Origin of the sequence: Shewanella sp. T24-MNA-CIBAN-0130, assembly GCF_040310185.1 — a bacterium.
GTDB lineage: Bacteria > Pseudomonadota > Gammaproteobacteria > Enterobacterales > Shewanellaceae > Shewanella > Shewanella psychromarinicola.
Genome location: NZ_JBEOPP010000002.1, coordinates 122,701 through 146,167, shown reverse-complemented (window position 1 = coordinate 146,167; position 23,467 = coordinate 122,701). Strand labels below are relative to the sequence as shown.

22 protein-coding genes are annotated in these 23,467 nt (G+C 43.8%); 6 read left to right on the top strand and 16 right to left on the bottom strand.

The features are described 5' to 3' along the window. Window positions 1-15: 15 nt before the first annotated feature. From cyoE to AAEZ02_RS01660, 4 genes are read right to left on the bottom strand one after another with little or no spacing between them, the layout of a single operon-like run. Entirely contained in the window at window positions 16-927 is a 912-nt protein-coding gene (cyoE, locus tag AAEZ02_RS01675; RefSeq protein WP_351077212.1) for a heme o synthase, read from the bottom strand. A 13-nt stretch (window positions 928-940) separates the two neighbouring features. Continuing rightward, window positions 941-1,921, bottom strand: a complete 981-nt coding sequence (locus AAEZ02_RS01670; protein WP_124012730.1) for a COX15/CtaA family protein — start codon at window positions 1,919-1,921, stop codon at window positions 941-943. Continuing rightward, complete coding sequence (locus AAEZ02_RS01665; RefSeq protein ID WP_101033170.1) at window positions 1,921-2,472, bottom strand: redox-active disulfide-containing membrane protein; 552 nt, start codon at window positions 2,470-2,472, stop codon at window positions 1,921-1,923. The genes AAEZ02_RS01670 and AAEZ02_RS01665 overlap by 1 nt, the downstream gene beginning before the upstream one ends. Before the next feature lie 57 nt (window positions 2,473-2,529). Beyond that, window positions 2,530-3,357, bottom strand: coding sequence for an SURF1 family protein (locus AAEZ02_RS01660; protein ID WP_124012729.1), 828 nt, complete (start codon window positions 3,355-3,357; stop codon window positions 2,530-2,532). Here AAEZ02_RS01660 and AAEZ02_RS01655 point away from each other — a divergent pair. Then, entirely contained in the window at window positions 3,305-3,523 is a 219-nt protein-coding gene (locus AAEZ02_RS01655) for a DUF2909 domain-containing protein (RefSeq protein WP_124012728.1), read from the top strand. The genes AAEZ02_RS01660 and AAEZ02_RS01655 overlap by 53 nt on opposite strands. Window positions 3,524-3,530: 7 nt before the next feature. Here AAEZ02_RS01655 and AAEZ02_RS01650 read toward each other — a convergent pair whose 3' ends face one another. From AAEZ02_RS01650 to lexA, 6 genes are all read right to left on the bottom strand, one after another. Beyond that, window positions 3,531-4,406 (bottom strand): cytochrome c oxidase subunit 3, encoded by an 876-nt coding sequence (locus AAEZ02_RS01650; protein WP_101033167.1) that lies wholly within the window; start codon window positions 4,404-4,406, stop codon window positions 3,531-3,533. Beyond that, window positions 4,403-4,966: a cytochrome c oxidase assembly protein gene (locus AAEZ02_RS01645; RefSeq protein WP_124012727.1), complete on the bottom strand. Its 564-nt coding sequence runs from the start codon at window positions 4,964-4,966 to the stop codon at window positions 4,403-4,405. The genes AAEZ02_RS01650 and AAEZ02_RS01645 overlap by 4 nt, the downstream gene beginning before the upstream one ends. A 1-nt stretch (window position 4,967) precedes the next feature. Then, window positions 4,968-6,563: a cytochrome c oxidase subunit I gene (gene ctaD / locus AAEZ02_RS01640; protein ID WP_101033165.1), complete on the bottom strand. Its 1,596-nt coding sequence runs from the start codon at window positions 6,561-6,563 to the stop codon at window positions 4,968-4,970. Window positions 6,564-6,572: 9 nt separating this feature from the next. Beyond that, complete coding sequence (gene coxB, locus AAEZ02_RS01635; RefSeq protein WP_351077221.1) at window positions 6,573-8,174, bottom strand: cytochrome c oxidase subunit II; 1,602 nt, start codon at window positions 8,172-8,174, stop codon at window positions 6,573-6,575. Window positions 8,175-8,569: 395 nt separating this feature from the next. After that, a complete protein-coding gene (locus AAEZ02_RS01630) occupies window positions 8,570-9,076 on the bottom strand; it encodes a cell division inhibitor SulA (RefSeq protein WP_124012725.1) in 507 nt (168 codons plus the stop codon). Further along, a complete protein-coding gene (gene lexA, locus AAEZ02_RS01625; protein WP_101033162.1) occupies window positions 9,073-9,687 on the bottom strand; it encodes a transcriptional repressor LexA in 615 nt (204 codons plus the stop codon). Before lexA ends, AAEZ02_RS01630 begins: the two co-directional genes overlap by 4 nt. 264 nt (window positions 9,688-9,951) lie before the next feature. Here lexA and plsB point away from each other — a divergent pair, with 264 nt between their 5' ends. The 5 genes from plsB to AAEZ02_RS01600 all read left to right on the top strand — a co-directional run bounded on the left by plsB (window position 9,952) and on the right by AAEZ02_RS01600 (window position 15,175). After that, entirely contained in the window at window positions 9,952-12,375 is a 2,424-nt protein-coding gene (plsB, locus tag AAEZ02_RS01620) for a glycerol-3-phosphate 1-O-acyltransferase PlsB (protein ID WP_124012724.1), read from the top strand. Continuing rightward, window positions 12,375-13,631 (top strand): tryptophan permease, encoded by a 1,257-nt coding sequence (gene mtr / locus AAEZ02_RS01615; protein ID WP_124012723.1) that lies wholly within the window; start codon window positions 12,375-12,377, stop codon window positions 13,629-13,631. The genes plsB and mtr overlap by 1 nt, the downstream gene beginning before the upstream one ends. 146 nt (window positions 13,632-13,777) lie before the next feature. Next, window positions 13,778-14,557, top strand: a complete 780-nt coding sequence (locus tag AAEZ02_RS01610; RefSeq protein ID WP_124012722.1) for a VOC family protein — start codon at window positions 13,778-13,780, stop codon at window positions 14,555-14,557. A 94-nt stretch (window positions 14,558-14,651) separates the two neighbouring features. Then, window positions 14,652-14,915: a hypothetical protein gene (locus tag AAEZ02_RS01605; protein ID WP_124012721.1), complete on the top strand. Its 264-nt coding sequence runs from the start codon at window positions 14,652-14,654 to the stop codon at window positions 14,913-14,915. After that, window positions 14,912-15,175 carry a hypothetical protein gene (locus AAEZ02_RS01600; RefSeq protein WP_124012720.1) on the top strand — a complete coding sequence of 88 codons (264 nt, stop codon included), beginning with the start codon at window positions 14,912-14,914 and terminating at the stop codon, window positions 15,173-15,175. Before AAEZ02_RS01605 ends, AAEZ02_RS01600 begins: the two co-directional genes overlap by 4 nt. A 159-nt stretch (window positions 15,176-15,334) precedes the next feature. On the opposite strand, the gene AAEZ02_RS01595 is transcribed toward AAEZ02_RS01600, so the two are convergent. The 6 genes from AAEZ02_RS01595 to AAEZ02_RS01570 form a co-directional block, all read right to left on the bottom strand. Further along, window positions 15,335-18,469: an efflux RND transporter permease subunit gene (locus tag AAEZ02_RS01595; RefSeq protein ID WP_351121703.1), complete on the bottom strand. Its 3,135-nt coding sequence runs from the start codon at window positions 18,467-18,469 to the stop codon at window positions 15,335-15,337. Window positions 18,470-18,480: 11 nt separating this feature from the next. Next, a complete protein-coding gene (locus AAEZ02_RS01590) occupies window positions 18,481-20,262 on the bottom strand; it encodes an efflux RND transporter periplasmic adaptor subunit (RefSeq protein WP_351121701.1) in 1,782 nt (593 codons plus the stop codon). Window positions 20,263-20,388: 126 nt separating this feature from the next. After that, a complete protein-coding gene (locus tag AAEZ02_RS01585; protein WP_351077239.1) occupies window positions 20,389-21,087 on the bottom strand; it encodes a heavy metal-binding domain-containing protein in 699 nt (232 codons plus the stop codon). A gap of 105 nt (window positions 21,088-21,192) precedes the next feature. Next, window positions 21,193-21,642: a hypothetical protein gene (locus AAEZ02_RS01580; RefSeq protein WP_351077242.1), complete on the bottom strand. Its 450-nt coding sequence runs from the start codon at window positions 21,640-21,642 to the stop codon at window positions 21,193-21,195. 177 nt (window positions 21,643-21,819) lie between these two features. Continuing rightward, window positions 21,820-22,578 (bottom strand): PepSY domain-containing protein, encoded by a 759-nt coding sequence (locus AAEZ02_RS01575; protein WP_351077245.1) that lies wholly within the window; start codon window positions 22,576-22,578, stop codon window positions 21,820-21,822. After that, window positions 22,578-23,342, bottom strand: a complete 765-nt coding sequence (locus AAEZ02_RS01570; RefSeq protein WP_351077248.1) for a PepSY-associated transmembrane domain-containing protein — start codon at window positions 23,340-23,342, stop codon at window positions 22,578-22,580. The genes AAEZ02_RS01575 and AAEZ02_RS01570 overlap by 1 nt, the downstream gene beginning before the upstream one ends. Window positions 23,343-23,467 lie beyond the last annotated feature (125 nt).

Sequence of the window (23,467 nt, the reverse complement as noted above, 5' to 3'; positions counted from 1 at the left end):
ATTTCCCTTTCTAATTTAAGCGTTTACCCAAAAATAATGGTCCACTAATAATACAATGAACAATATCATTAAATGATAAATTGAAAATTTAAACACCTGCATGGCGAGTTCTGGATAGTCATGAAATTTTAACTGCCAGGCTTTATAGATAAAACCGCAACTGAGTAAGGTTGAACCGACCAAATATATCGGACCACACATGCCGACTAAAACCGGGAGTAGACAGGCAATGGCTAATAAAATGGTGTAAAGCAAAATACAGGTTTTGGTAAATTCGACTCCATGGGTCACCGGTAACATTGGAATATTAACCTTGGCATATTCTTTACGGCGATGGATAGCTAATGCCCAAAAATGTGGCGGTGTCCAAGTGAAGATAATTATGACCAATAATAAGGCGTAACCGTGTAGTTCATTGGTTATCGCGGTCCAACCGAGTAACGGTGGCATCGCGCCAGCTAATCCCCCGATGACAATGTTTTGTGAGGTGGCTCGCTTAAGATAAGCCGTATAAACCAAGGCATAACCAATCAAGCTGGCAAAGGTTAGCCAAGCTGTTAGGGGATTAACTAAGGTATATAACACCACAAAACCGAGCGCGCCAAGTGACACCGCAAATGCCGACGCCTTGGTTGCTGATATTTTTCCTTTCGGTAATGGGCGGTTATAGGTGCGAGCCATTAAAGCATCGATTTTACGGTCAATTAAGTGATTAAATGCCGCCGCAGCCCCCGCCATCATCGCAATCCCTGCCATTCCCGCGACCAAAGGTTGAAGCGGCACTATACCGGGCACAGATAAACACATACCGACTAATACGGTCAGCAACATTAGCGCAACAACCTTGGGTTTGGTCATTTCAAAATAAGCGCGCCATTGCAGGGTTAATTTAAGTTGATGGTGACTAATCGTAACAAGTTTTGTCATGGTCGTTCCTCGCCTATGCTTTGCGCCATAAGGCATAATTAATAAAGACTAAGGTAAGCAGCAATAAGGCTGCGCCTCCATTGTGTGATACCGCGATACCCAAGGGTAAATTCATCACTACATTACTAATACCCAGTCCGACTTGAACTATGATTAACAACACTAATAAGTAACCACTGTTACGCATAATGTGTGATTGGGCATAACGTAATTTTAGTGCCAGTACGATCAGGGTTATGGCGGTAACAACCGCCCAAATTCGGTGGCTAATATGAATAGTCATTCGAGTTGCGTAGTCTAATACGCCAAATTCAAAACTAGGATGATCGCCTTGAAATGGTGAAAAAGCATCGGCAAAACGTAAGTTATCGACCCAATTCCCTTCACAAATGGGCAACGTGGTGCAGGCAAGCGCAGCGTAATTGGATGAGGTCCAGCCGCCGAGTATAATTTGAATGACTAACACCCCTAAACTGACTAATGCTAACGGGATCAGCTTACGAGCATAGGTATCACCTCCGGGGATCCGTAATGGCTTTAGCCGTAGATACAAGAGTAGTAACAAGGCAAATAGGCTAAAACCACCAATAAGGTGTGCCATAACCACAATAGGCATTAATTTCATCGTGACAGTCCACATGCCAAGCGCGGCTTGAAACACAATGAGCCCAGCAATAAAGATGGGAAGTTTTTTGGGGGCTTGAGGCTGTTTAAGACATAAAATTAAAATGGCTAAAACCATTAAGCCTAATGTTCCGGCGATATAACGATGGATCATTTCCAGCCATGCCTTTTCAGGCTCAATTTGAGCATCAGGAAAACGACTCTCAATGTTGGCTAAATCATGACTTGCACTTGGAAAGGCCAAGTGACCATAACATCCCGGCCAGTCTGGGCAACCTAATCCGGCATCTGACAGGCGTGTATAGGCGCCCATTAGAATAACCGCCAAGGTAAACACCAAAGTGAATTTGATTAATCGCTCAATTGCCATTAGCCTACCCTCGACAACTTAAGCATTTTGCGTAAATCAGCAATCATGGCTTTGCCTTGGGCGATATTGGCGTCGTGACCTATCACATTGTCATATTGCATCACCAAGTTTCCGAGAGGATCGACAATAACTAGACGTTGCTCTGTCAGCATGGTTGCCAGTGCTTGATTGGCGTTTACTTGATCGAAGCCGATATTTAATTGCTTAAGTATCTTGGTGTCGCTGCTGTTATTAACCACAATGATAGGGGTAACACGATCCCGATCTTTACCCAGTGCGATATAGCTTTGATGTAAAATATACAGGCGTTCTTGGCACTGTTCATTGCACGTTTCAGGTAGAAAAAACAGCACTTGCCATACGTGTGGTTTGGGGTTGTCCATGGCTAAATTGGCATAATTTACTTCGGGAGTGATTAACGCCCCCTTGTTAGTCGCCGCACCATTATACAGTTCTAGGCTTAACACTAATTTGGCCAAAGCTACCGGTAAAATAAATACCAGCAGTAATACTATTAATGCTTTATTGCTTTTTTTAGGTAGGGAGTTCATTCCATCTCCTCTTTATCATTTTGATATTATTGTTAAGTTAATTTTTCACGACGAGGCTTAACGTCGAAATTGTCGAAATGCTATCCAGCTCATTAATCCTAAAAAGACTCCTGCCATCGTGAACCATTGCAAGGCATAACCTTGATGCTTGTGCGCCGATAGTGGGATCGGCACCCAGGGTTGAGGTAAGTTATAACTCGGGACATTCTCTGGTTGCAGTACCACAGAGATCAGCGGATGAGCCAACATGTCAGCCAATGCCGCGATGTTGATGTTTTGAAAACGTAGCGGGGCATCTATATCTGCTAACTTCTCCGGATATAATTGATCACTTAATGGGTTGGTTTGCTTTTGGTATACCCGACCCAATAGTGTGTAGTAATCGACTTTTAACGCTGTGAGCTCCGGTAATATTCGACGATCTTTATTTGCTGGAACAAAGCCGAGTTCAACTAATATCCAAGGTTGATCAGGCGTTATCTCAAATACTTGGTAAGCTAAATAGCCCACTTGGCCTTGATACACTTGATTGTCTAACAGCAGTACGGTGTTATTGGCTGGTTTAGCATAAATCGATAAGCGATAACCCGTCAGTAAAGACGCCTCTGGCTGAGAGGCGGTTTGTCGCTTTGATGATTCAACCAATGCCAACATGTCTTCATAAGTGAGAGCTTGCTGCTGTTGGCGCTGAAGTAATGTGCTTTGCCACTCTTGTTTAAACGCTGCCCGTGATAATTGCCATAATCCTAGCTTGACCAATAAGCCAAACACGACCAAAGTAATGATTACCAATAATATTTGAGACACACCCACACTGCTAAAAGGATTGCCTGTGACAACCCCTTTCATTGTTAAGTTAGTTTTAGTCTCGTTGCTTTTATTCATATTATTTAACTTAGGTAGAGCCTTAGTTATTATGGTTAAAGGGCAACATCAGCAACCTATGAGTCATTTTCTAGGTCGCCGAGTGTTGTTTTCTATTGCTGTGATTGTGGTGTTGCTGGTGGCCTTAGGGCTTGGCTACATTCAGCCTAACCCCAGACCTTATTAATGTTGATTTACAACACGTAGACAAAGATGAATAAGCATAACCACACCACATCAACAAAGTGCCAATACCAACTTCCCGCTTGAAAAGCGAAATGCTTGTCGGGCGTAAAATGCCCTTTGACAATTCTGAGTAACAAAATAATTAAGAACAGGGTGCCAATCGTCACGTGCATACCGTGAAAACCGGTTAACAGAAAGAAGGTGTTACCGTATACACCAGAAGAGAGTGTTAGCCCCATTTCTTGGTAAGCATGGCTATACTCTTCAACCTGTAAACCGAGAAATGCAATACCCAAAATAACCGTCAGCGCTAACCAGATGATCAAGGGTTTACGATTGGCTTTTTCGAGGTTGGTATGGGCAAAGTGTAATGTAACCGATGAGGTTAGCAGTATCATGGTGTTGATTAATGGCAAACCCGTCCACGGCATGGCTTCGGTTGCGGTACCATCAGGCGTTTTTACCAGTGGCCAAATAGCCTCAAAGGCAGGCCACAACACTTCATGAGTCATGGCATTATTTGATGCGCCCCCAAGCCAAGGCACTGAAATCATGCGTGCATAAAAGAGTGCGCCGAAAAATGCCCCAAAAAACATAATTTCAGAAAAAATAAACCAGCTCATTCCTTGTCTAAACGAACGATCCATTTGCGCTGAATACAATCCAGCCATGGACTCATCAATAACGGTTTTAAACCAGCCAAAAATCATAAAAATAATGACGGCCAAACCCGCGAGTAAAATGTAACCCCCAGAGGTTTTTTCTGTGGTTAATTGTTGTATATAATTGCCAGCACCAAACGCAATTAAAAATAAACCAATAGCACCTATTATCGGCCACGCACTTTGGGATGGTACATAATAAGGTTGATACTTTGTTGTCATTTTGCTGCTCCTTGCTCTATGTCGATCGCTTGTTTATCGGTGATGTCATAAAGGGTATAAGAGAGAGTCAATGTATTAATGGACGCTGGTAAATCAGGGTCCACGTAAAAAATCAGTGGTAATTCTGCTGTGGCAGACGCTGCTAAGGGTTGTTGATTAAAGCAAAAACATTCCGTTTTATTGAAGTACGCCGCCCCTTGGCCAGGCGATACCGAAGGGATCGCTTGGCCTACGGTGTCGCGTGAAGACAGGTTTTTAACCAAAAATTGTGCGTGAGTAAGCTCACCAGGATGCACGCTTATTTGGTTAACTTTAGGGCTAAATTCCCACGGCATATTTGATTGAACTTGGGTGACAAATTCAATGGTTACGGTTCGGCTTTTATCAACCACCACCGCTTCATAGCTGCTGGCACTATTTTGGGTTTTGCCATTTATACCCAATGTATCGCAGAGCACGTCATAAAGCGGTACCAGCGCAAAACCAAATCCAAACATACCAATTGATCCAGCAATCAGCATGATTAATAACTTACGATTTGATCTTGTTGGTTGCGTCATCTCATTTAATCTCCGGCGGAGTGGTAAACGAGTGATATGGCGCTGGACTGGCAATCGACCATTCTAAGCCTTCTGCTGCTTGCCAAGGATTATCTCCAGCGGGTTTGCCACCCTTAATGCATTTGAGTACCACCGCGAGGAAAATAAACTGAGATAAACCAAATGCGAACCCACCAATTGATACAATTTGATTTACATCGGCAAACTGTACAGCGTAATCTGGGATCCTTCTCGGCATGCCTGCTAAGCCTAAGAAATGCATCGGGAAAAATAGTACATTGACGGAGATAACCGAACACCAAAAATGCCATTTCCCTAAGGTTTCGTTGTACATATGACCGGTCCATTTGGGCAGCCAATAATATGCCGCTGCCATAATGGAAAATATCGCCCCTGTGACCAACACATAATGAAAATGAGCCACCACAAAGTAAGTGTCGTGATATTGGAAATCAGCAGGGGTAATTGCCAGCATCAGACCCGAAAACCCGCCAATGGTGAACAGGATGATAAACGCGACCGCAAAGAGCATCGGTGTTTCAAATGTCATCGAACCGCGCCACATGGTTGCCACCCAATTAAACACTTTCACCCCAGTAGGGACAGCAATTAACATGGTGCAATACATGAAAAATAGCTCTGCAAACACAGGCATACCCGTGGTAAACATATGATGTGCCCACACCAAGAATGACAGCACGGCAATGCTGGCAGTGGCATAAACCATAGAGGAATAACCAAACAATTTTTTACGACTAAAGGTCGGAACAATCGCCGAGATAATGCCGAATGACGGTAAAATCATGATGTAAACTTCAGGATGACCGAAGAACCAGAAAATATGCTGGAACATCACCGGATCGCCGCCACCTGCGGCATCAAAAAAGCTAGTACCGAAAAACTTATCGGTTAACACCATGGTGACCGCGCCCGCAAGCACTGGCATCACCGCAATCAGTAAAAATGCGGTAATAAGCCAAGTCCACACAAACAGCGGTAATTTCATCCATGTCATACCAGGGGCGCGCATATTGACTATGGTCACGATAACGTTAATGGCGCCCATTATCGAACTGATCCCCATCATATGAATGGCAAATACAAACAAAGCGGTGCTGTCAGGACTATAAGTGGTTGAGAGTGGGGCGTAGAATGTCCAACCAAAATTAGGACCACCACCTTCCATGAATAGCGAACCTAGTAACATGGAAAAGGCGAACGGTAAAATCCAAAAACTCCAGTTGTTCATCCGCGGTAGTGCCATGTCTGGCGCACCGATCATCATTGGAATTAACCAGTTAGCTAATCCAGTAAAAGCTGGCATTACCGCGCCAAAGACCATAATAAGACCATGAACTGTGGTCATCTGATTAAAAAAGTTAGGTTCGACTAGCTGTAATCCCGGCTGAAATAACTCAGCTCGAATGACCATAGCCATCGCACCGCCAGTTAGAAACATAATGAAACTAAACCATAAATACAGCGAGCCGATATCTTTATGGTTAGTGGTGAGTAGCCAGCGCATTAGCCCTTTCGGCGCTCCGTGATGATGATCATCATGAGCGGTAGCAATTGTATCGTGCGTTGTTGTGCTCATTGTTTTCCCCTACTGTCCATGGCTAGCGACATCGGCAGCTTGCACCGCCTCGTCAGAATTATTGCCCCACGCATTGCGCTCATAAGTAATCACTGCCGCCATTTTTTGAGGGCTGAGTTGACTACTAAATGCTTGCATTGCGGTGCCTGGTTTGCCGTGCATAACGATATCGATATGTCCGCTAACCGGTCCGCTAACGACAGGGCTGCCAATAAGTGAAGGGAAAGCGCCGGGTAAACCAGCGCCAGAGGCCTGGTGACATGCAGCACAAACAGTGGCATAAACCTGCTCACCTTCAGCGATTAATTGCTCCAAGGTTAAGGTGGGCAGATCTGCCGCTGCAACAACTTCAGGTGTCACAACCTTGGCAACGGCTTCTATAGCTTGAGTGGTTTTTTCTGTGGCCGCATCGGTAATGTCTGTCGTTGTTGCGGCAATGGTACTTGCTGCATCGGCTACGACCTCGATCGGCTCAGTGCTTGACGCGTTACTACTTGAGAAGTTACCCACATCAGCTGCTTGAACAACATCGCCACTGTTGTTGCCCCAAGCATTTCGCTCAAAGGTAATCACTGCGGCAATTTCTATGGCGCTAAGTTGCTTGGCAAAGGCTTGCATTGCGGTGCCTGGTTTACCGTTTAATACAATATTGAGGTGATCGTCAACAGGGCCTTTTATGATAGGACTGCCAATCAATGATGGGAATACACCGGGAAGACCCGCCCCATTAGGTTGGTGACAAGCGGCGCACCGCGCTATGTACACTTGCTCGCCCTGCGTGTTTAGCTCTTCAAGGGACAAGGTTTGTGACATTGATGCGGCTGCAGCGACTGCAGCATTATTGGCCAGTTGTTTTTGTTCAACTAACCAATTATCAAAATCAGTCTCCGATAAGGCTTGTACCACAATAGGCATAAATCCATGGTCTTTACCGCATAACTCAGCACATTGACCGCGATAAGTTCCAGGCTTATCAATACGAGTCCAGGCTTCGTTGATAAAGCCTGGGTTGGCATCTTTTTTAACCGCGAAAGCGGGTACCCACCATGAGTGGATAACATCATCAGATGTCATCAAGAAACGCACCTTTTGATTGATGGGCAGTACTAGCGGCTTATCGACTTCAAGGAGGTAATTTTCGCCTTTGGCCTCACGGCCATCAATTTGCTCTCTGGGGGTGGATAATGAGCTGTAAAATTCGATGTCTTTATCAAAATAGCTGTAGTGCCATTTCCACTGTGACCCAGTAATTTTGATGGTCAGATCGGCATCGCTGGGATCTTCCATGGCAATTAAGGTTTTAGTGGCTGGAATAGCCATTCCGATTAAGATAATGAAAGGGATGACGGTCCAAGCAATTTCCACTTTGGTACTTTCGTGAAAATTGGCCGCAACGGCACCTTTTGATTTGCGGTGATAAATCATCGAATAAATCATGATCCCAAACACCACTAACCCAATAGCACAACAGATGTAAAGAATCGTCATATGGAGGTCATAAACCTTACCACTGATATCCGTCACGCCTTGGGTCATGTTGAGGGGCATTTCTGTTGCCCCAAGCGGAAGTGCTACCCACACAACCAATAAAAAATACAACCATTGCTTCACAAGACTACTCCCCTGCTAATTGCAAAATAGCAACTACAAAGAAAAGTCACACAGTAAATCTCAGCTCTATGCAAACTCTTCGGTTCCCGAAAAAAGCTTGATGAACTCAAAGTACTCTGGTGGTTGTATACAGACTGTCTACGCTTTTATTGTTAGCTGTGCACCACGCTTGTACCTACGACTGAACTTATCAATTTCTATTTGGATTATTTGTCTGACAGTAATCTTGATTACTGTCATTTTATCCAATTAAAGATGAAGAATGTTTCATCCTTGTTAACCACATTACTTGTAGATTAAACATTGATCAAGATCACTTTGTTGGTAAATAGGCTAAAAAAAGATGAAAAAAAGCCCTGAATTCAATGCAGGGCTTGGTAATTAAGGATTTATGCTTAGTGAAATGAGCAAAAATTACCTGCTCCACTTGTTAATGTAGAGTTAACAAGTTGATGTTTGTGAGGTAAGTGAGCATTCACATCTTCAATTACCACGCCTAATGCTCGCGCGCTCTTAGCGACAATTTCCAATCGACGACTATCGCGAGCATCGAGTGAACTTGTCCAAGTAACCACTGCACTAGAAGTTCCGCTCGTGAGAGCTTTTTCCATGGCCCATAATGTTTCGACTTCATCTTTGGTGTGCACCAGTAAAATACGATCCATTCTCACTCCAGCACTGGCCAGCATATGCTTATAGCCTATGTGAGGTGGACTAATTAATACAATCCATCTGCCTTGTTGGCTCAACGTCGCCAGTTGGCTACACAATTGACTCAGTTCTGCTTCACCTTGGGTGACAGTTTGTAATGTTTGAATGGTTTGGTTGCCATGCAGATCTGTTTCAGTTAAATCTACCCATAAGCCTGGGTGACGTGGCGCTACGCCCATTAGTTTGTTCATGACCAATCTCCATTACGGATAACGCCAACTGCAAGCCCTTCGATGGTTAGGCTTTGGCAACTTAAATCTACTTTTATCGGGTTATAATCTTCATTTTCTGCATGCAGATAAATCATATTACCTTTTTGTTCGAATCGTTTTACGGTGACGTCATCATCAACACGCGCCACCACAACCTGACCATTACGCGCTTGTTGCATTTTATGTACAGCGAGCAAGTCGCCTTCTAAAATACCAATGTTTTTCATGCTATCACCACGAACCCGTAATAAAAAATCTGCGGCGGGTTTAAACATATTTGGGTCGACTTGATAATATTGTTCTACATGCTCTTGCGCCAAAATAGGCTCTCCAGCAGCAACTTGTCCAATGAGTGGCAGACCGATTTCAAGCTGTTCTTCATGAGGTAAACGAATACCTCTCGAGGTACCAGGTATGATCTCGATAAAACCTTTTTTGGCTAATGCTTTTAAATGCTCTTCGGCGGCATTAGCACTTTTAAAGCCAAGACGACTCGCAATTTCAGCACGAGTGGGTGGCATACCTGTTTCGGTGATATTGTTTTTAATTAAGTCTAAAATTTCTGCTTGGCGCGGCGTTAACGGTCTCATGATGGTTCCTGTCTTTTTATACAGTGACTGTCATTATATACAGTGTTTTTGTTCGTGCAAGTATTAACCAACTCTTTTTTGAATATTGTTGGTCAAGTATCATTCAACAACCTGTTTCTATTAGTTATTGTGTATTGATTGTCTGATGTTATTTCTGATAGTGAGAACTCAAGCGTAAAGATAAATCGGTCTGATAGTGTAAGCAGGCTGGTTTCTGGTATCCTATACGACAATATTACAGTGGCTTATGTTGCGAAAATAACCATGTCAAAACCAGATTCAATATTTTTACGAGCGTTAAAATGGATTCAAAAATCGATGGTACTCACGGTTGTTGTGCCACATGATCCTTTTGACGATCTTAATTTAGATCCATCTAAACCTCTGATTTATGTTATGAAAACAGAATCAATCAGTGATGCCGCTGCATTAAGCGAAATCACTGAGAGCTTTGGTATGCCCAGTCCATATGAGCCACTGCAATTGGATGGCCTCAAAGTATCACGCATCGTTTGTCTTGAAGGCCGCAAACCGCTTTTTGGTAAACGCGAAAGCGGTGAAAAATTTATTAATAGTTTTACCAGTCTGTTAGCGCTTCATCGTCAATGTCCTGAGTTAGATATTCAGTTGGTGCCTGTGAGCCTTTATTGGGGTCGCACACCGGGTAAAGAAGATGACAGCATGAAAGCGGCTTTTTTTGAAAGGGAAAACCCGACCTGGCTGCGAAAATGGCTAATGATTTTGTTTCTAGGTCGCCACAATTTTGTACAGTTTTCTAATGCATTATCGCTTCGTCTTATGGCTGATGAACACGGTACCGATAAAAGAATTGCTCACAAATTAATCCGTGTTGCGCGAGTGCATTTCCGCCGTCAACGCAAAGTGATGACAGGGCAGCAATTACCGAATCGGCAAGTGCTTTTTGCGTCGTTACTTAAATCTGATGCAATCAAGAAAGCCATTGAAGAAGAGTCGGTAAACAAAAAAGTATCTGTCGAGAAAGCCCGTGAAACCGCCATTGAATACCTTGATGAAATTGCCGCTGACTATTCTGATAGTTTTGTGCGCATTGCCGAGCGCTTCCTCACTTGGTTATGGAACAAATTATACAGTGGTATCAATATCAAAGGTGCAGAACAGATAAGGCAGTTACATCATGACGGCCATGAAATTGTCTATGTGCCTTGTCATCGTAGTCATATGGATTACTTACTGTTGTCATATATTTTGTATTATCAGGGTATGGTTCCACCGCACATTGCTGCCGGTATTAATCTTAACTTTTGGCCTGCTGGGCCTATGTTCCGTCGTGGCGGAGCATTCTTTATCCGTCGTAGTTTTAATGGAAAAAAACTCTATACCGCAGTATTTCGTGAATACTTAGATCAGTTATTTGCTAAGGGCTATTCGGTCGAGTATTTCACTGAAGGTGGTCGTTCTCGTACCGGGCGTTTGCTAGCGCCTAAAACCGGTATGTTAGCGATGACTATTAATAGTGTGTTACGTGGCATTGAACGCCCTGTGACCTTAGTGCCTGTGTATTTAGGTTATGACCATGTGATGGAAGTGGCCACTTACCATAAAGAATTAAGCGGTAAGAAAAAGAAAAAAGAATCTGTTTGGCAGTTATTTGGGGCTCTGCGTAAATTAGGCAATTTTGGCCAAGGTTATGTGAACTTTGGTGAGCCGATTAATTTACAACATTTCTTAAACGAGCAGGCGCCAGAATGGCGTAAAGAGATTGCGAACGATCCTGATCAGAAACCATCATGGTTTACCCCATCGGTCAACTTACTAGCCAATCGTGTAATGACCAATATCAACGGCGCTGCTGCGGCCAGCTCGGTGACATTGACCAGTTTAGTGTTATTGGCATCAGAGCAAAATGCATTAGAAAGAAGCCAGTTAGAACGTCAGCTTGATTTGTATTTAGCATTACTTAACACAGTGCCTTATACCCATTACGCATCCGTTGCAGAGGGTAATGGCAAGTCAATTGTTGATCATTGTCTGTCGTTAAATAAGTTTGTCAGTACTAAGGACCTTATTGGCGAGATAATTTCGGTTGATGAAAAAGTTGCTATTACCATGAGTTATTACCGTAATAATATTATTCATTTAATGGCATTACCTTCACTCATCGCCAGTTGTTTAGTGCACTATGATGTGTGCGATCGCACCCGAATCCATGCCATAGTGATGGATTTTTACCCATTACTTAAAGCTGAACTTTTTATGGGTATTGATGATGTTCCTAAACATGTAGATTGCATTTTAGACTTTATGGTTGAACAAGGTCTGTTGAGCGGTAGCGATCAGTTGGTGATCACGCCTCACCATATTACTCAAGTGTTACTGCTTGCTGAAACCATCAATGAGACGTTGCAACGCTATGCCATTATCTTTAATTTACTGGCGATAAATCCGGAGCTTGAGCGTTCAGGATTGGAAACCGATAGTCATATGTTAGCCCAACGTTTAGGGGCTCTACATGGCATTACCGCACCAGAATTTTATGATAAAAAGTTGTATAACACCTTGAGCGTGAAACTAAAAGAATTGGGATATTTATGCAGTGTCGAGAATCGTTCTGAAGTGATAAGAATTCGAGATAATGCCAATAAATTACTCAGTTCTTCAGTAAGACAAACCATTGTTGATAGTGTGGCAGCGGAGCACGGACAATAATGGCCAACCACATGAATGCAGCAAAGCATCGAGCTAGCGGTAAGTCAGTATTGGGTGGGGCGATGATTATTGCTGGGACCACAGTCGGTGCGGGCATGTTTTCCTTGCCGGTCGTTAGTGCAGGAATGTGGTTTGGTTATTCATTAGCCATGTTGTTAGGTGTATGGTTTTGCATGTTAATGTCGGGTTTGCTGTTATTAGAAGCCAATTTGCATTTTGAACCTGGCGATAGTTTTGACACCTTAACCCGCGTAACTCTAGGGCAGTTTTGGCGGGTGATTAACGGCGTATCTATTGCCTTTGTGTTGTATATTTTAACCTATGCTTATATCAGTGGTGGCGGGTCGATTGTTAATCACAGCTTATCGGCTCTGGGTGTTAGTTTGCCTCAGAGCGTGGCGGGTTTGGTTTTTGCTATTGTCTTGGCACTTGTGGTGTTTATCAGTACTAAAGCGGTCGATCGGATCACCACCATCATGCTCGGTGGTATGATGATCACTTTCTTCTTGGCTATCGGTAATTTATTAATCGACATTGACACGGTGAAATTGGCGTCACCCGATGGTGAGTCGCGTTATCTGCCTTATTTACTCGCTGCTATTCCTTTTGGGTTGGCCAGTTTTGGTTATCACGGTAACGTGCCGAGCTTAGTAAAGTATTACGGTAAAGATGCCAATACGATTGTGAAAGCCATCGTTACTGGAACCAGTATCGCATTGGTTATTTATGTGTGTTGGTTAGTGGCGACAATGGGCAATATTCAACGCAGCCAGTTTGCCGATATTATTGCGCAAGGGGGCAATATCGGGGTGTTAGTCGCGGCCTTGTCGGGGGTGATTGCCAGCCAATGGCTTGATAACATGTTAACCCTGTTTGCCAATCTTGCCGTTGCATCATCATTTTTAGGGGTGACACTCGGGCTGTTTGACTACCTTGCCGATCTCTTTAATTTTGATGATTCACGCACCGGACGGATTAAAACGGCCGCGGTTACGTTTATACCGCCGACAATACTGGGTTTATTATTTCCGAATGGATTTATTTTAGCGATTGGATTTGCTGCGCTTGCGGCCACCATATGGGCCGTTATTGTACCCGCTTTGTTGGCTTATAAAGTGAGGCAACAATATCCCAATGCCGACGGTTTTAAGGTGCCAGGTGGGACTCCGCTGATTGTACTGGTGGTGTTGTTTGGGATGATCACAGCAACATGTCACTTACTGGCAATGGCGGATATCTTACCGGTATTTAAATAATCTTAACTTGTTACATAGAATTATAATTGTTCAAAAAAGCCTTCGTTTGAAGGCTTTTTGCTTTTCTGCTGATATCGACTTAACTTATGAGACACGTTTCATGTTGGCCATATAAAAGCAACTATTTTTTATAGAGGATGATGATAATGCAGGTACAAGAGTATCAACAAGGACAACCTTGCTGGATTGAACTAGCGACTCATGATTGGGCGGCAGGTAAAGCATTTTATCAGGCATTATTTGGCTGGGAAGCCGATGATATGCCCATGCCAGAAGGGCATTATACTATGCTGCAAATAGACGGTGATGATATTGCGGCAATGTACCCAATGCCGGCAGAAATGGAGGCATTACCTACTCATTGGACAATTTATTTTGCGGTCGATGATGTCGATGCTACCTCTATGGCTGTGATTCAAGCTGGAGGTGAGATTATTGCGGGGCCTCATTCTGTCGCAGATGCTGGTCGAATGGCGCTATGCACAGATCCAGAAGGCTGTCGTTTTGCATTGTGGCAAGGCCAAGACCATATTGGCATCAAGCGATCGCAAGAATCAAATACCCTATGTTGGGTTGAGCTTGCTTGTCGTGATACCGCTGGCGCGAAACAGTTTTATAGCCATGTATTAGGCTACCAAACCAAGCTAGCTGACATGGCTGAGTTTGAATACACGCAATTGTATGTCGGCGAGCAAGCCATTGGTGGCATGTTGGAAATGACTGAAGAATGGGGCGATGCTCCTGCGCATTGGATGAATTATTTTGCTGTCGACGATTGCGATGCTTCAGTTGCAAAAGCCAAAAGTCTAGGAGCTACCATCTGTGTGCCTGCGACCGATATTCCTGATGTAGGTCGTTTCTCTGTTCTTACTGATCCACAAGGTGGATTTTTCTCAATTATAACTTTATTGGATCCCACAACATAATCACGGATAATAAAGGTCAGAATTGGAACTTGAAGCAAAAAACTATGTCATTGCGAGTGGCTTTAAAGGATGAATAAAACCCAAGGATGAGTCTATGACCCAAGAAACAACTCAAGCCGCATTAGCACGAATTAACCGCAGTATGCTGATAGTGGCCATTACCGATGTTCCCGGTACATTACTATTTGGCCTAGGACTTTACGGAATATTTGCCGGATTTAACCAAGACTTTTTACCTATGTTAGCCAACCCTGTACTCATCAATATTATGTTGGTTACTGGTGCTGTCATTATGGCATGGGGTATGTTTCGGATGGTAATTCTCGCACGTGAAAAACAAGGGATATTACAACAATGAAGCAGCTGATAATTCAATTAACATTGTTATCGAGTTTAGTGCTGCTAACGGCTTGTAGTGGAACAAATCCAATCCGTATTGGTAAGGCTGGCAATGGGGATGACAATAAAAATGACACTGACTATATGGTGATTAATCTTCCTAGAGCCATTCTGGCAAGCGATCCTTGCAAGTATGGTCACCCAGACGATATTGCCACCTGCCGTAAAAAGCAGCAAGATCAAGTCGATCAGTTAAATGAGTCACTTAAACGTCAATAACCCCCATCTTTTAACCTGAGTAGAGGTTAACTAAATCAAAACCATTTAGTAAGTACCAATAAGATGAGTATAAACGCTCATAAAAATAATCCTCAAGTCACCGAGTGACTTGAGGATTGTTGTTTCTAGGGTGAATGTATTTAGCGTTAACGTTTGTCGTTATTGCTTAGGTAATGTGCGGCCGTAAATAAGCAAGTAAATCGCCGGGATAACAAATAGCGACAATAGCGGCGCTGTTACCATGCCGCCCACCATAGGTGCGGCAATTTTTTGCATGACTTCATTACCCGTACCACTACCCCACATTATCGGCAGTAAACCAAAAAAGATGGTGGCGACTGTCATGGCTTTAGGCCGAATTCGCATTACTGCACCGTCGAGTAATGCGGCGGTTAAATCCGCTTTACTGTGGTAGTTGTCGGCTTGCTTATAGGCCTTAATACTATTATTGAGATAGACCTGCATTACCACGCCAAATTCGGCGGCGACCCCGGCTAGTGCAATCATACCGACCGATACCGCGACTGAAAAATTATAGTCCAGCCCATAGAGCAGCCATGCACTACCCACCAATGAAAAAGGCAAACTTAGCATGATCACAGATGCTTGTATTACTGAGTTGAACGTCATCATCAGTAGCATAAAAATCACCGCAATCATTAATGGGATCACCATTTTCATTTTAGCGTCAACCCGTTGCATGTACTCGTACTGCCCAGCAAAGCTATAGTTGTAGCGCGCAGGTAGAGTAATTTGTTGCTTGAGTGCCTTTTCAGCTTCAATAATATATTCGCCGATAGAAATGTCTTTTAGATCGACAAACACCCATGAGATAAGGCGACCATTTTCACTGGCTAACATAGGGGGGCCATCAATGATTTTGAGTTCGGCTAAATAACTTAACGGTAAGTACTTACCCGTTTTAGTCAGCACAGGTAAATTTCTGAGCTTCTCAATATTGTCACGTAACTCTCGTGGGTAACGAATATTGATGGGATAGCGCTCTTGACCTTGAATCGACTCACCAATAGTCATACCGCCAATGGCTATTTGCACTACATCCTGGATGTCTTTTAAGGTCATGCCATAACGTGCGGCATTTTTAAGATCTGGGGTAATATCAATATAACGGCCGCCGCTACTGCGTTGTGAGAATGCAGATACTGTTCCAGGTAATTTGCTTACTACCGCTTCTATTTCAGCGCCAATCCGTTGCAGTTCCTCAACATTCGATCCCGATATTTTTATGCCAACAGGCGTTCTAACACCGGTAGACAGCATATCGATGCGAGTTTTAATCGGTTGCACCCAAGCATTGGTCATCCCTGGAATACGCACGGTTTGTTGCAGTTCTTCAATAATGCTTTCTAAGGTTACGCCATCACGCCATTCAGTTGTGGGTTTGAGCATAATGGTGGTTTCGAGCATGGTTAGCGGCGCGGGATCGGTCGCGGTCATTGCGCGGCCTACTTTGCCAAATACCCTTTTGACTTCGGGAACGGTTTTTATCAGACGGTCTGTTTGCTGCAATATTTCTGCAGCTTTGCCTGCGCTGACACCGGGCAGGGTGGTCGGCATATAGAGTAGATCACCTTCTTCTAAGGTGGGCATAAACTCTGAGCCCATTTGGCTTAATGGGTAGTAAGCACTGAATAGGACAATAATCGCCAATCCAATGGTGATTTTAGGGAAATGCAGTACCCATTTAAGTAATGGCTGATATATGGCAATTAATACTCGACTGATAGGATTCTTACGTTCATCAGGGATTTTTCCGCGGACAAAATAACCCATTAATACTGGAATTAAAGTGATCGCTAAGATTGCCGATGCGGCCATGGCGAAGGTTTTAGTAAAGGCTAGTGGATGAAATAAACGTCCTTCTTGCGCTTCAAGGGCAAATACCGGCGTAAAGCTTAAGGTGATGATAAGCAAACTGAAGAATAACGCTGGGCCGACCTCAATTGAGGCTTCTTTGACCAGTTGCCAGTGATCTTCTCCCTCAGGAGCCTTACCGTGTTTTTGACGATAATGTTCTAAATGTTTATGGGTGTTTTCGACCATCACAATCGACGCGTCAACCACGGCACCAATGGCAATGGCAATCCCGCCTAAACTCATAATATTGGCATTGACCCCAATGATATTCATGGCGATAAAACTGACTAAAATTGAAATAGGTAAGGTGATAATCGCCACTAAGGTTGAGCGGGCATGCAGTAAAAACAGTAGGCATATGAGTCCGACTACCAACATTTCTTCAAGCACTTTATGGGTAAGGTTATCGACTGAGCGCAAGATTAACTCTGAGCGGTCATAAGTGGTGACTAACTCAACACCATCAGGGAGTCCATTACTGATTTGCTCGAGTTTTTTCTTCACATTATTAATGGTTTCAAGCGCATTTTCACCATAGCGCATCACTACAATACCGCCGACGACTTCGCCTTTACCATCTAGCTCTGCAATGCCGCGCCGCGCTGCCGGGCCGGTTCTTAATTGGGCCACGTCTTTCATTAATACCGGCGTGCCGTTTTCAGACAAAATGCCTAAGGGGATTTCAGCAAAGTCGGCAATGGTTTGGCGATAACCACTTGAGGTGATCATATATTCTGCTTCGGCCATTTCAATGACCGAGCCACCAGTTGAGCTATTGGAGACATCTAAGGCGTTTTTAATGGTCATTAAATCGATTTGATACAGGGCCAACTTATGCGGGTCGACAACCACTTGATAAGTTTGTTCCATGCCACCAACGGTGGCAACTTCTGATACTCCTGCAACACTTTGTAATTCAAGCTTTAAAAACCAATCTTGTAATGAACGTAATTGGGCTAAATCATACTGTCCGTTGCGATCGACTAAGGCGTATTGGAAAATCCAACCTACACCAGATGCATCTGGCCCAATGCTTGGCGTGACGCCAGCAGGCAGTTGATCTTGGGTTTGTGATAAGTATTCTAATACTCGTGAACGTGCCCAATAAATATCGGTGCCATCTTCAAAAATGACATAGACGAATGAATCGCCAAACATGGAGAACCCGCGAACCGTTTTGGCACCCGGCACGGCAAGCATAGCCGATGACAATGGGTAGGTAATTTGATCTTCAACTAATTGTGGAGCTTGGCCTGGGTATGAGGTTTTAACAATGACTTGTACATCTGATAAGTCAGGTAGCGCATCCAGAGGTGTCATGCGCATGGCTTGATAACCCACTAACGCGATAACGGCCGTGAGTATCAACACCATGACGCGTTGCTTTATTGAAGCACTGATAATTTTTGCTAACATTGGCGTGCTCCTTAGTGCTGGTGAGCATCGGTGGTGGTTGAATCTTGGGTTGAATCTTGGGTGGTTGAATCATTACTCGTTAAACGCTGTAAACTGCCTTGAATACTGGCTTCTGAGTCTAGTAAAAACTGTCCAGATATGACCACTTTGTCATGCTCATTCAGCCCGTCTAAAATTTCGGCCTTACCGTCTGCTATCATGCCAATTTTTACCGGCACTGAAGCAAAGCTAGTATCACTGCGTTGCACCACAATACGGTTCTCGCGGCCAGTAAGAATGAGCGCCTCTGTTGGGACGGTGAGCACATTATCCTTAGGAAGGCCAAATAAGGTGACATCCACTAAGCTGCCAGGTCTGAGCTTGTCGTTAAGATTATTGAGTTTGATCCGTACCTGCATAGCCCGGGTGACGGGATCTAATTCGGGGTAGATATAGTCAATCGTCGAGTCAATATCAAACAGTCCCAGCGCTGCTGCGCTGACAGTGACTTTGCGGCCTTTTTGTAGCCAACTTTGCTCGTTTTCAAATACATCTGCAATGACCCATACACTGTCTAAGTTAACGATTTCAAACAAGGTATCGCCTGGCTGGATATACATACCGGGACGGATCGTTAACTTACTGATAAAGCCATCTTGCTGGGCATAAAAAGGCACTTTAAAAATGGTTTCACCGGTTTTTTCTAAGCGATTAATCACCGTGCTATCGACACCTAATAGTGCTAAGCGTTTACGAGCTTTAAGCAATAAACTACTGCCACGCTCGTTATCTTGTTTAAGGTAGTCTTGTGCTTGGGAATAATCGTCTTGGGCATTGACTAGCTCGGGCGAGTAAAGCTCATATAATAGTTGGCCCTTTTTTATCTCTTGTCCCACGTCATTCACCTTAAGCGTTTCTATCCATCCGGTTGCACGAGTATGCACATGGCCAATAGCATTTTCGTTATATTGCACTGTGCCTATGGTATTTACTTGGCTAGATAAACTGGTTCTTTCAACCACCTGACTTCGCATCCCCAGTGCCTGTTGCATACCGCCAGACACGCCAACCACAATTTCTTTGCTGGCATCGGTCACCGTCACTTTCTCAAGGTTCATGCCGCAAATAGGGCAGGTGCCAGGCGCATCGGACACCACATGCGAATGCATTGGGCAGACATATTTTACATTAGTGCTGTCCTTGTTATTTGCCGTGGGCAGTAATGCGGGCTTAGGTTGTTCAAATACCTTGTCTGCTTGGCTTTTGTTTGTCTGACTGACACTTTTCATGTTAGCCATTGATGGTTGCATCCCGCCAAGCTCAGCACTGCCGATTTTCTGGGTGGCATCGGCCACCGTCACTTTCTCAAGGTTCATGCCGCAAATAGGGCAGGTGCTAGGCGCATCGGACACCACATGCGAATGCATTGGGCAGACATACTTTACCTTAGCGTTGTCCTTGTTATTTGCCGTGGGCAGTAATGCGGACTTAGGTTGCTCAAACACCTTGTCTGCTTGGCTTTTGTTTGTCTGACTGACACTTTTGATGTTAGCCATTGGATGTTGAGTGTCGTCAACGCTGGACTCATCTTGATCCTCTTTGACGACGAGAAACATATTACAGATGGGACAACTTCCCTCTTTATCACTGATCACTTCAGGGTGCATCGGGCAAGTATAGGTTTTGCTGGCTTGCGACTGATGCTGGGCATGATCGTGCTCTGCGCCATAAGCGACTGGTGATGTGAGCGCTGCGGGGATCATTACCCAAACAATCGCGCCTAATAGCACACTAGAAAATGGGAATTTCTTCATAACAACCTCGATATTCACCATGATAGCCATGATGAAAACGCTAAAAACAATAATATTGAATGTGCTCGATGCACAGAAGGATCAATTGATCTTGCCTGCTAGGCTTTGTTCTATTGCAATAGCACTTTACATGTTAGCCATTGAATGTTGAATGTCGTCAGCGCTGGACTCTTGTTGCTCATCTTTGACGACTAAAAACATATTACAGATGGAACAACGTCCCTCTTTATCGCTGGTTTCTTCTGGGTGCATCGGGCAAGTATAGGTTTTACTGACCGCTGAATGATGTTGGCTGTCGTCAGCGGTAAATTCGTCTTGCTCATCTTTGACGACTAAAAACATATTACAGATGGGACAACGTCCCTCTTTATCGCTGGTTTCTTGAGGGTGCATCGGGCAAGTATAGGTTTTACTGACCGCTGAATGATGTTGGCTGTCGTTAGTGATGGACTCTTGTTGCTCATCTTTGACGACTAAAAACATATTGCAGATGGAACAACGTCCCTCTTTATCGCTGGTCTCTTGAGGGTGCATCGGGCAAGTATAGGTTTTACTGGCCGCTGCTGAATGATGTTGGCTGTCGTCAACGATAGACTCTTGTTGCTCATCTTTGACGACCAAAAACATATTGCAGATGGGGCAACGTCCCTCTTTATCGCTGGTTTCTTGAGGGTGCATCGGGCAAGTATAGGTTTTACTGGTCGCTGACTGATGTTGGGCATGATCGTGCTCTGCGCCATAAACCACTGGTGATGTCAGAGCGACGGGGAGCATAACGGCAATCAACGCGCCTAACAGCACACTAGAAAAGGAGAATTTTTTCATAACAACCTCGATATTCATGATAATAATCATGATAATAATCATGATAATAAATACTAAAAAATAATTATATTGGATGTGCTCAATGCACAAAAATCATCAATTGAATTAAGCGATAGGTGGGCGAAACGCGGGAGGGAAAGCGATTGAAACACGGTTAACAACCATGGTAATTGATGTCGAATGGATTGGGGTGCTGGCCATCGGCAATTGAATGTCAATAAGGTTAGCTACCAGTGAAATGGTCAAACAATGATGGCAATCAAGACTGCAAAAGCCCGAACCATCACAACAGCTGGTTTGCGGTGCCGATGCGCTAATGGGGTCATTCACATCATTGACCATATTATCATGACAGTTTTTCGTTGCCTTTTGAGGCATTGCGGCTGTGGTGTTGGTTGCCCGGTCGGTTTTTACCGACATGCTCTGCTGAGCAAGATCATCGTGAGCATGCCTATCTGAAGGCGCAGTCTGTTGAGCCATTTTTGCATGGGCCATTGGCACCATAAAACTGTCATTAGTCAGCAACCCCTGTCCGACAAGTGCCAGCAAAGTCATTGCAATGATCCAATAGTTTGACAGCGTTGCTCTCATTTAACCTTAACCAAGTCGTTTGTAGGGTCTAATTTAACAGACCTTTATATCAGTAAAAATATTTCAAGCAATCATACCCATTTTATTTAACATAATGGTAGCGCTTTATAGTCGGTATCGTGTGATACACATTCCATTTCATTAATTTAGCGTGGTTTCACGTTTAGACAATGCTGATTTTGGTTTCCACTTAGGCCGGTATTTGTGGCGCTTCAACATGTCGATTACCCAAATAAATCCGCTAAAGGTTAACCATAAGGTGATAAACGCAAAGATCTTAATAGGAATATTATTAAAACCGCCTTCATTAAAGTAATCCATAAAGTGGAGCATAAAAAACACTTCGGCTAAACGTTTGTGCTCATCACTGTGACCGACAAGTCGGCCCGATTGGGCTTCAATATAAACGCTGGTGGCAATGTCATCGGCAAAGTTTATCTGCCAAGTGTCATTTTGCTGTTTAGGAAAGTCGTCCAATGGCGGGATCAGTAGATGTGTCGAACTGATTTGAGCCTCGCCAGAATAGGATTCTTTGGCCAGTCGTTGCGCAAATTCGACGTCAATCAATACCGGTTTACCCTGATAAGCATTAATCAAGGTGTAGTCATGGCGAAGATGTTTATATAAGCCTTTTTCATGGGTTAATAAGTAGTAAGGTTTATCTAATAAAGTAATCAAGTTGAGTGACACGCTTGGTTTAAAGGCACCTAAAACCATTTTAGGTTCAACCAAACGATGAGTGTCTACCGCCACCACGGCGTGAGCATCGCTTCGGTAACTAAGGCCTTGGGCTTTATTGTGATCCATAAGATTAAAATACAGCCCGCTGATTAACCAAAGCAGTAATTGAATGCCCACAATGACCGATGCCCATTTATGCAGTTTTCTGATCCAAAACATTAGGCTGCTCCACTGTGATTGCGTTTTTTAAATATATTTTTACGCTTACTATACATGGGCTTACGTTTGCTTTTGCGCCCAAATACCCTGAAGTAAGTTAATACTAGCCCGCTAATAGTGGCGAATGTCGATAACAATGCTATCCAAAATAACAACAGGTTATCGACCTCTTCAGCATCGCCATAATCCATCACATGAAAGCGAAACATCCAGTCAAATATCCGCCAAAAGGCATGACGTTTACCGACGATAAGTCCACTGTCGGCAGAGATATAAATTGATGGTGCGGAGAAATGCTCGAAATTAATCCGCCAAGCGGGTAAATGTCGATCACTCAGCTCAAAAGGTGGATTGTCGGTCAGTAAGCTCACCTCATCGATAGGCTCATTACCTGCGTAATAATATTGGGCTAATGCAATGGCCGTCGTTTGATTTAGTGGCGATAAACGCTCACCGGTTTGTGCGCTTAATAATACCTGCTGAGTCGCTGTTTGGCTTGGGATTGAAAAACGGTATACGTCTTGCTCCATCAGCTTACCCACACTGATTTGCTCAGCATGAGGGTAAGTCTGTAACAGTTGTGCCAACGAGTACTGCAGTTTATCGGGATTGATTTTTATCTGAGGGTTAGTTATTAGCGGATCCCCATGGATATAGTCAATATGCATAAACACCATGTATGCCCCCGTCACTGGCCAAATAACAAACTGCAGTCCGAGTAATAGCATCAGCCATTTATGAACTGTTCTTGCGGTTTTATGCATTAAAATGAGCCTTATTATTGTTATTATTAGTTTGTTTGTAACCTTGTTTACGAGGGAACCAATGGCGATAAATGGCCATCAAAATGTTATTAACTGTTAAGTGACTCATAGTTTTAAGCAATTTA

Bases quoted from the DNA above. Each gene is read 5' to 3' on its own strand.
- AAEZ02_RS01670 (WP_124012730.1), bottom strand. From the start codon at position 1,921: ATGGCAATTGAGCGATTAATCAAATTCACTTTGGTGTTTACCTTGGCG.
- plsB (WP_124012724.1), top strand. From the start codon at position 9,952: ATGTCAAAACCAGATTCAATATTTTTACGAGCGTTAAAATGGATTCAA.
- AAEZ02_RS01575 (WP_351077245.1), bottom strand. From the start codon at position 22,578: ATGTTTTGGATCAGAAAACTGCATAAATGGGCATCGGTCATTGTGGGC.
- AAEZ02_RS01610 (WP_124012722.1), top strand. From the start codon at position 13,778: ATGCAGGTACAAGAGTATCAACAAGGACAACCTTGCTGGATTGAACTA.
- AAEZ02_RS01600 (WP_124012720.1), top strand. From the start codon at position 14,912: ATGAAGCAGCTGATAATTCAATTAACATTGTTATCGAGTTTAGTGCTG.
- AAEZ02_RS01605 (WP_124012721.1), top strand. From the start codon at position 14,652: ATGACCCAAGAAACAACTCAAGCCGCATTAGCACGAATTAACCGCAGT.
- AAEZ02_RS01630 (WP_124012725.1), bottom strand. From the start codon at position 9,076: ATGAACAAACTAATGGGCGTAGCGCCACGTCACCCAGGCTTATGGGTA.
- AAEZ02_RS01590 (WP_351121701.1), bottom strand. From the start codon at position 20,262: ATGAAGAAATTCCCATTTTCTAGTGTGCTATTAGGCGCGATTGTTTGG.
- AAEZ02_RS01570 (WP_351077248.1), bottom strand. From the start codon at position 23,342: ATGCATAAAACCGCAAGAACAGTTCATAAATGGCTGATGCTATTACTC.
- AAEZ02_RS01585 (WP_351077239.1), bottom strand. From the start codon at position 21,087: ATGAAAAAATTCTCCTTTTCTAGTGTGCTGTTAGGCGCGTTGATTGCC.
- cyoE (WP_351077212.1), bottom strand. From the start codon at position 927: ATGACAAAACTTGTTACGATTAGTCACCATCAACTTAAATTAACCCTG.
- AAEZ02_RS01660 (WP_124012729.1), bottom strand. From the start codon at position 3,357: ATGAATAAAAGCAACGAGACTAAAACTAACTTAACAATGAAAGGGGTT.
- AAEZ02_RS01665 (WP_101033170.1), bottom strand. From the start codon at position 2,472: ATGAACTCCCTACCTAAAAAAAGCAATAAAGCATTAATAGTATTACTG.
- AAEZ02_RS01645 (WP_124012727.1), bottom strand. From the start codon at position 4,966: ATGACGCAACCAACAAGATCAAATCGTAAGTTATTAATCATGCTGATT.
- AAEZ02_RS01595 (WP_351121703.1), bottom strand. From the start codon at position 18,469: ATGTTAGCAAAAATTATCAGTGCTTCAATAAAGCAACGCGTCATGGTG.
- ctaD (WP_101033165.1), bottom strand. From the start codon at position 6,563: ATGAGCACAACAACGCACGATACAATTGCTACCGCTCATGATGATCAT.
- AAEZ02_RS01580 (WP_351077242.1), bottom strand. From the start codon at position 21,642: ATGACTTTGCTGGCACTTGTCGGACAGGGGTTGCTGACTAATGACAGT.
- mtr (WP_124012723.1), top strand. From the start codon at position 12,375: ATGGCCAACCACATGAATGCAGCAAAGCATCGAGCTAGCGGTAAGTCA.
- lexA (WP_101033162.1), bottom strand. From the start codon at position 9,687: ATGAGACCGTTAACGCCGCGCCAAGCAGAAATTTTAGACTTAATTAAA.
- AAEZ02_RS01650 (WP_101033167.1), bottom strand. From the start codon at position 4,406: ATGACAACAAAGTATCAACCTTATTATGTACCATCCCAAAGTGCGTGG.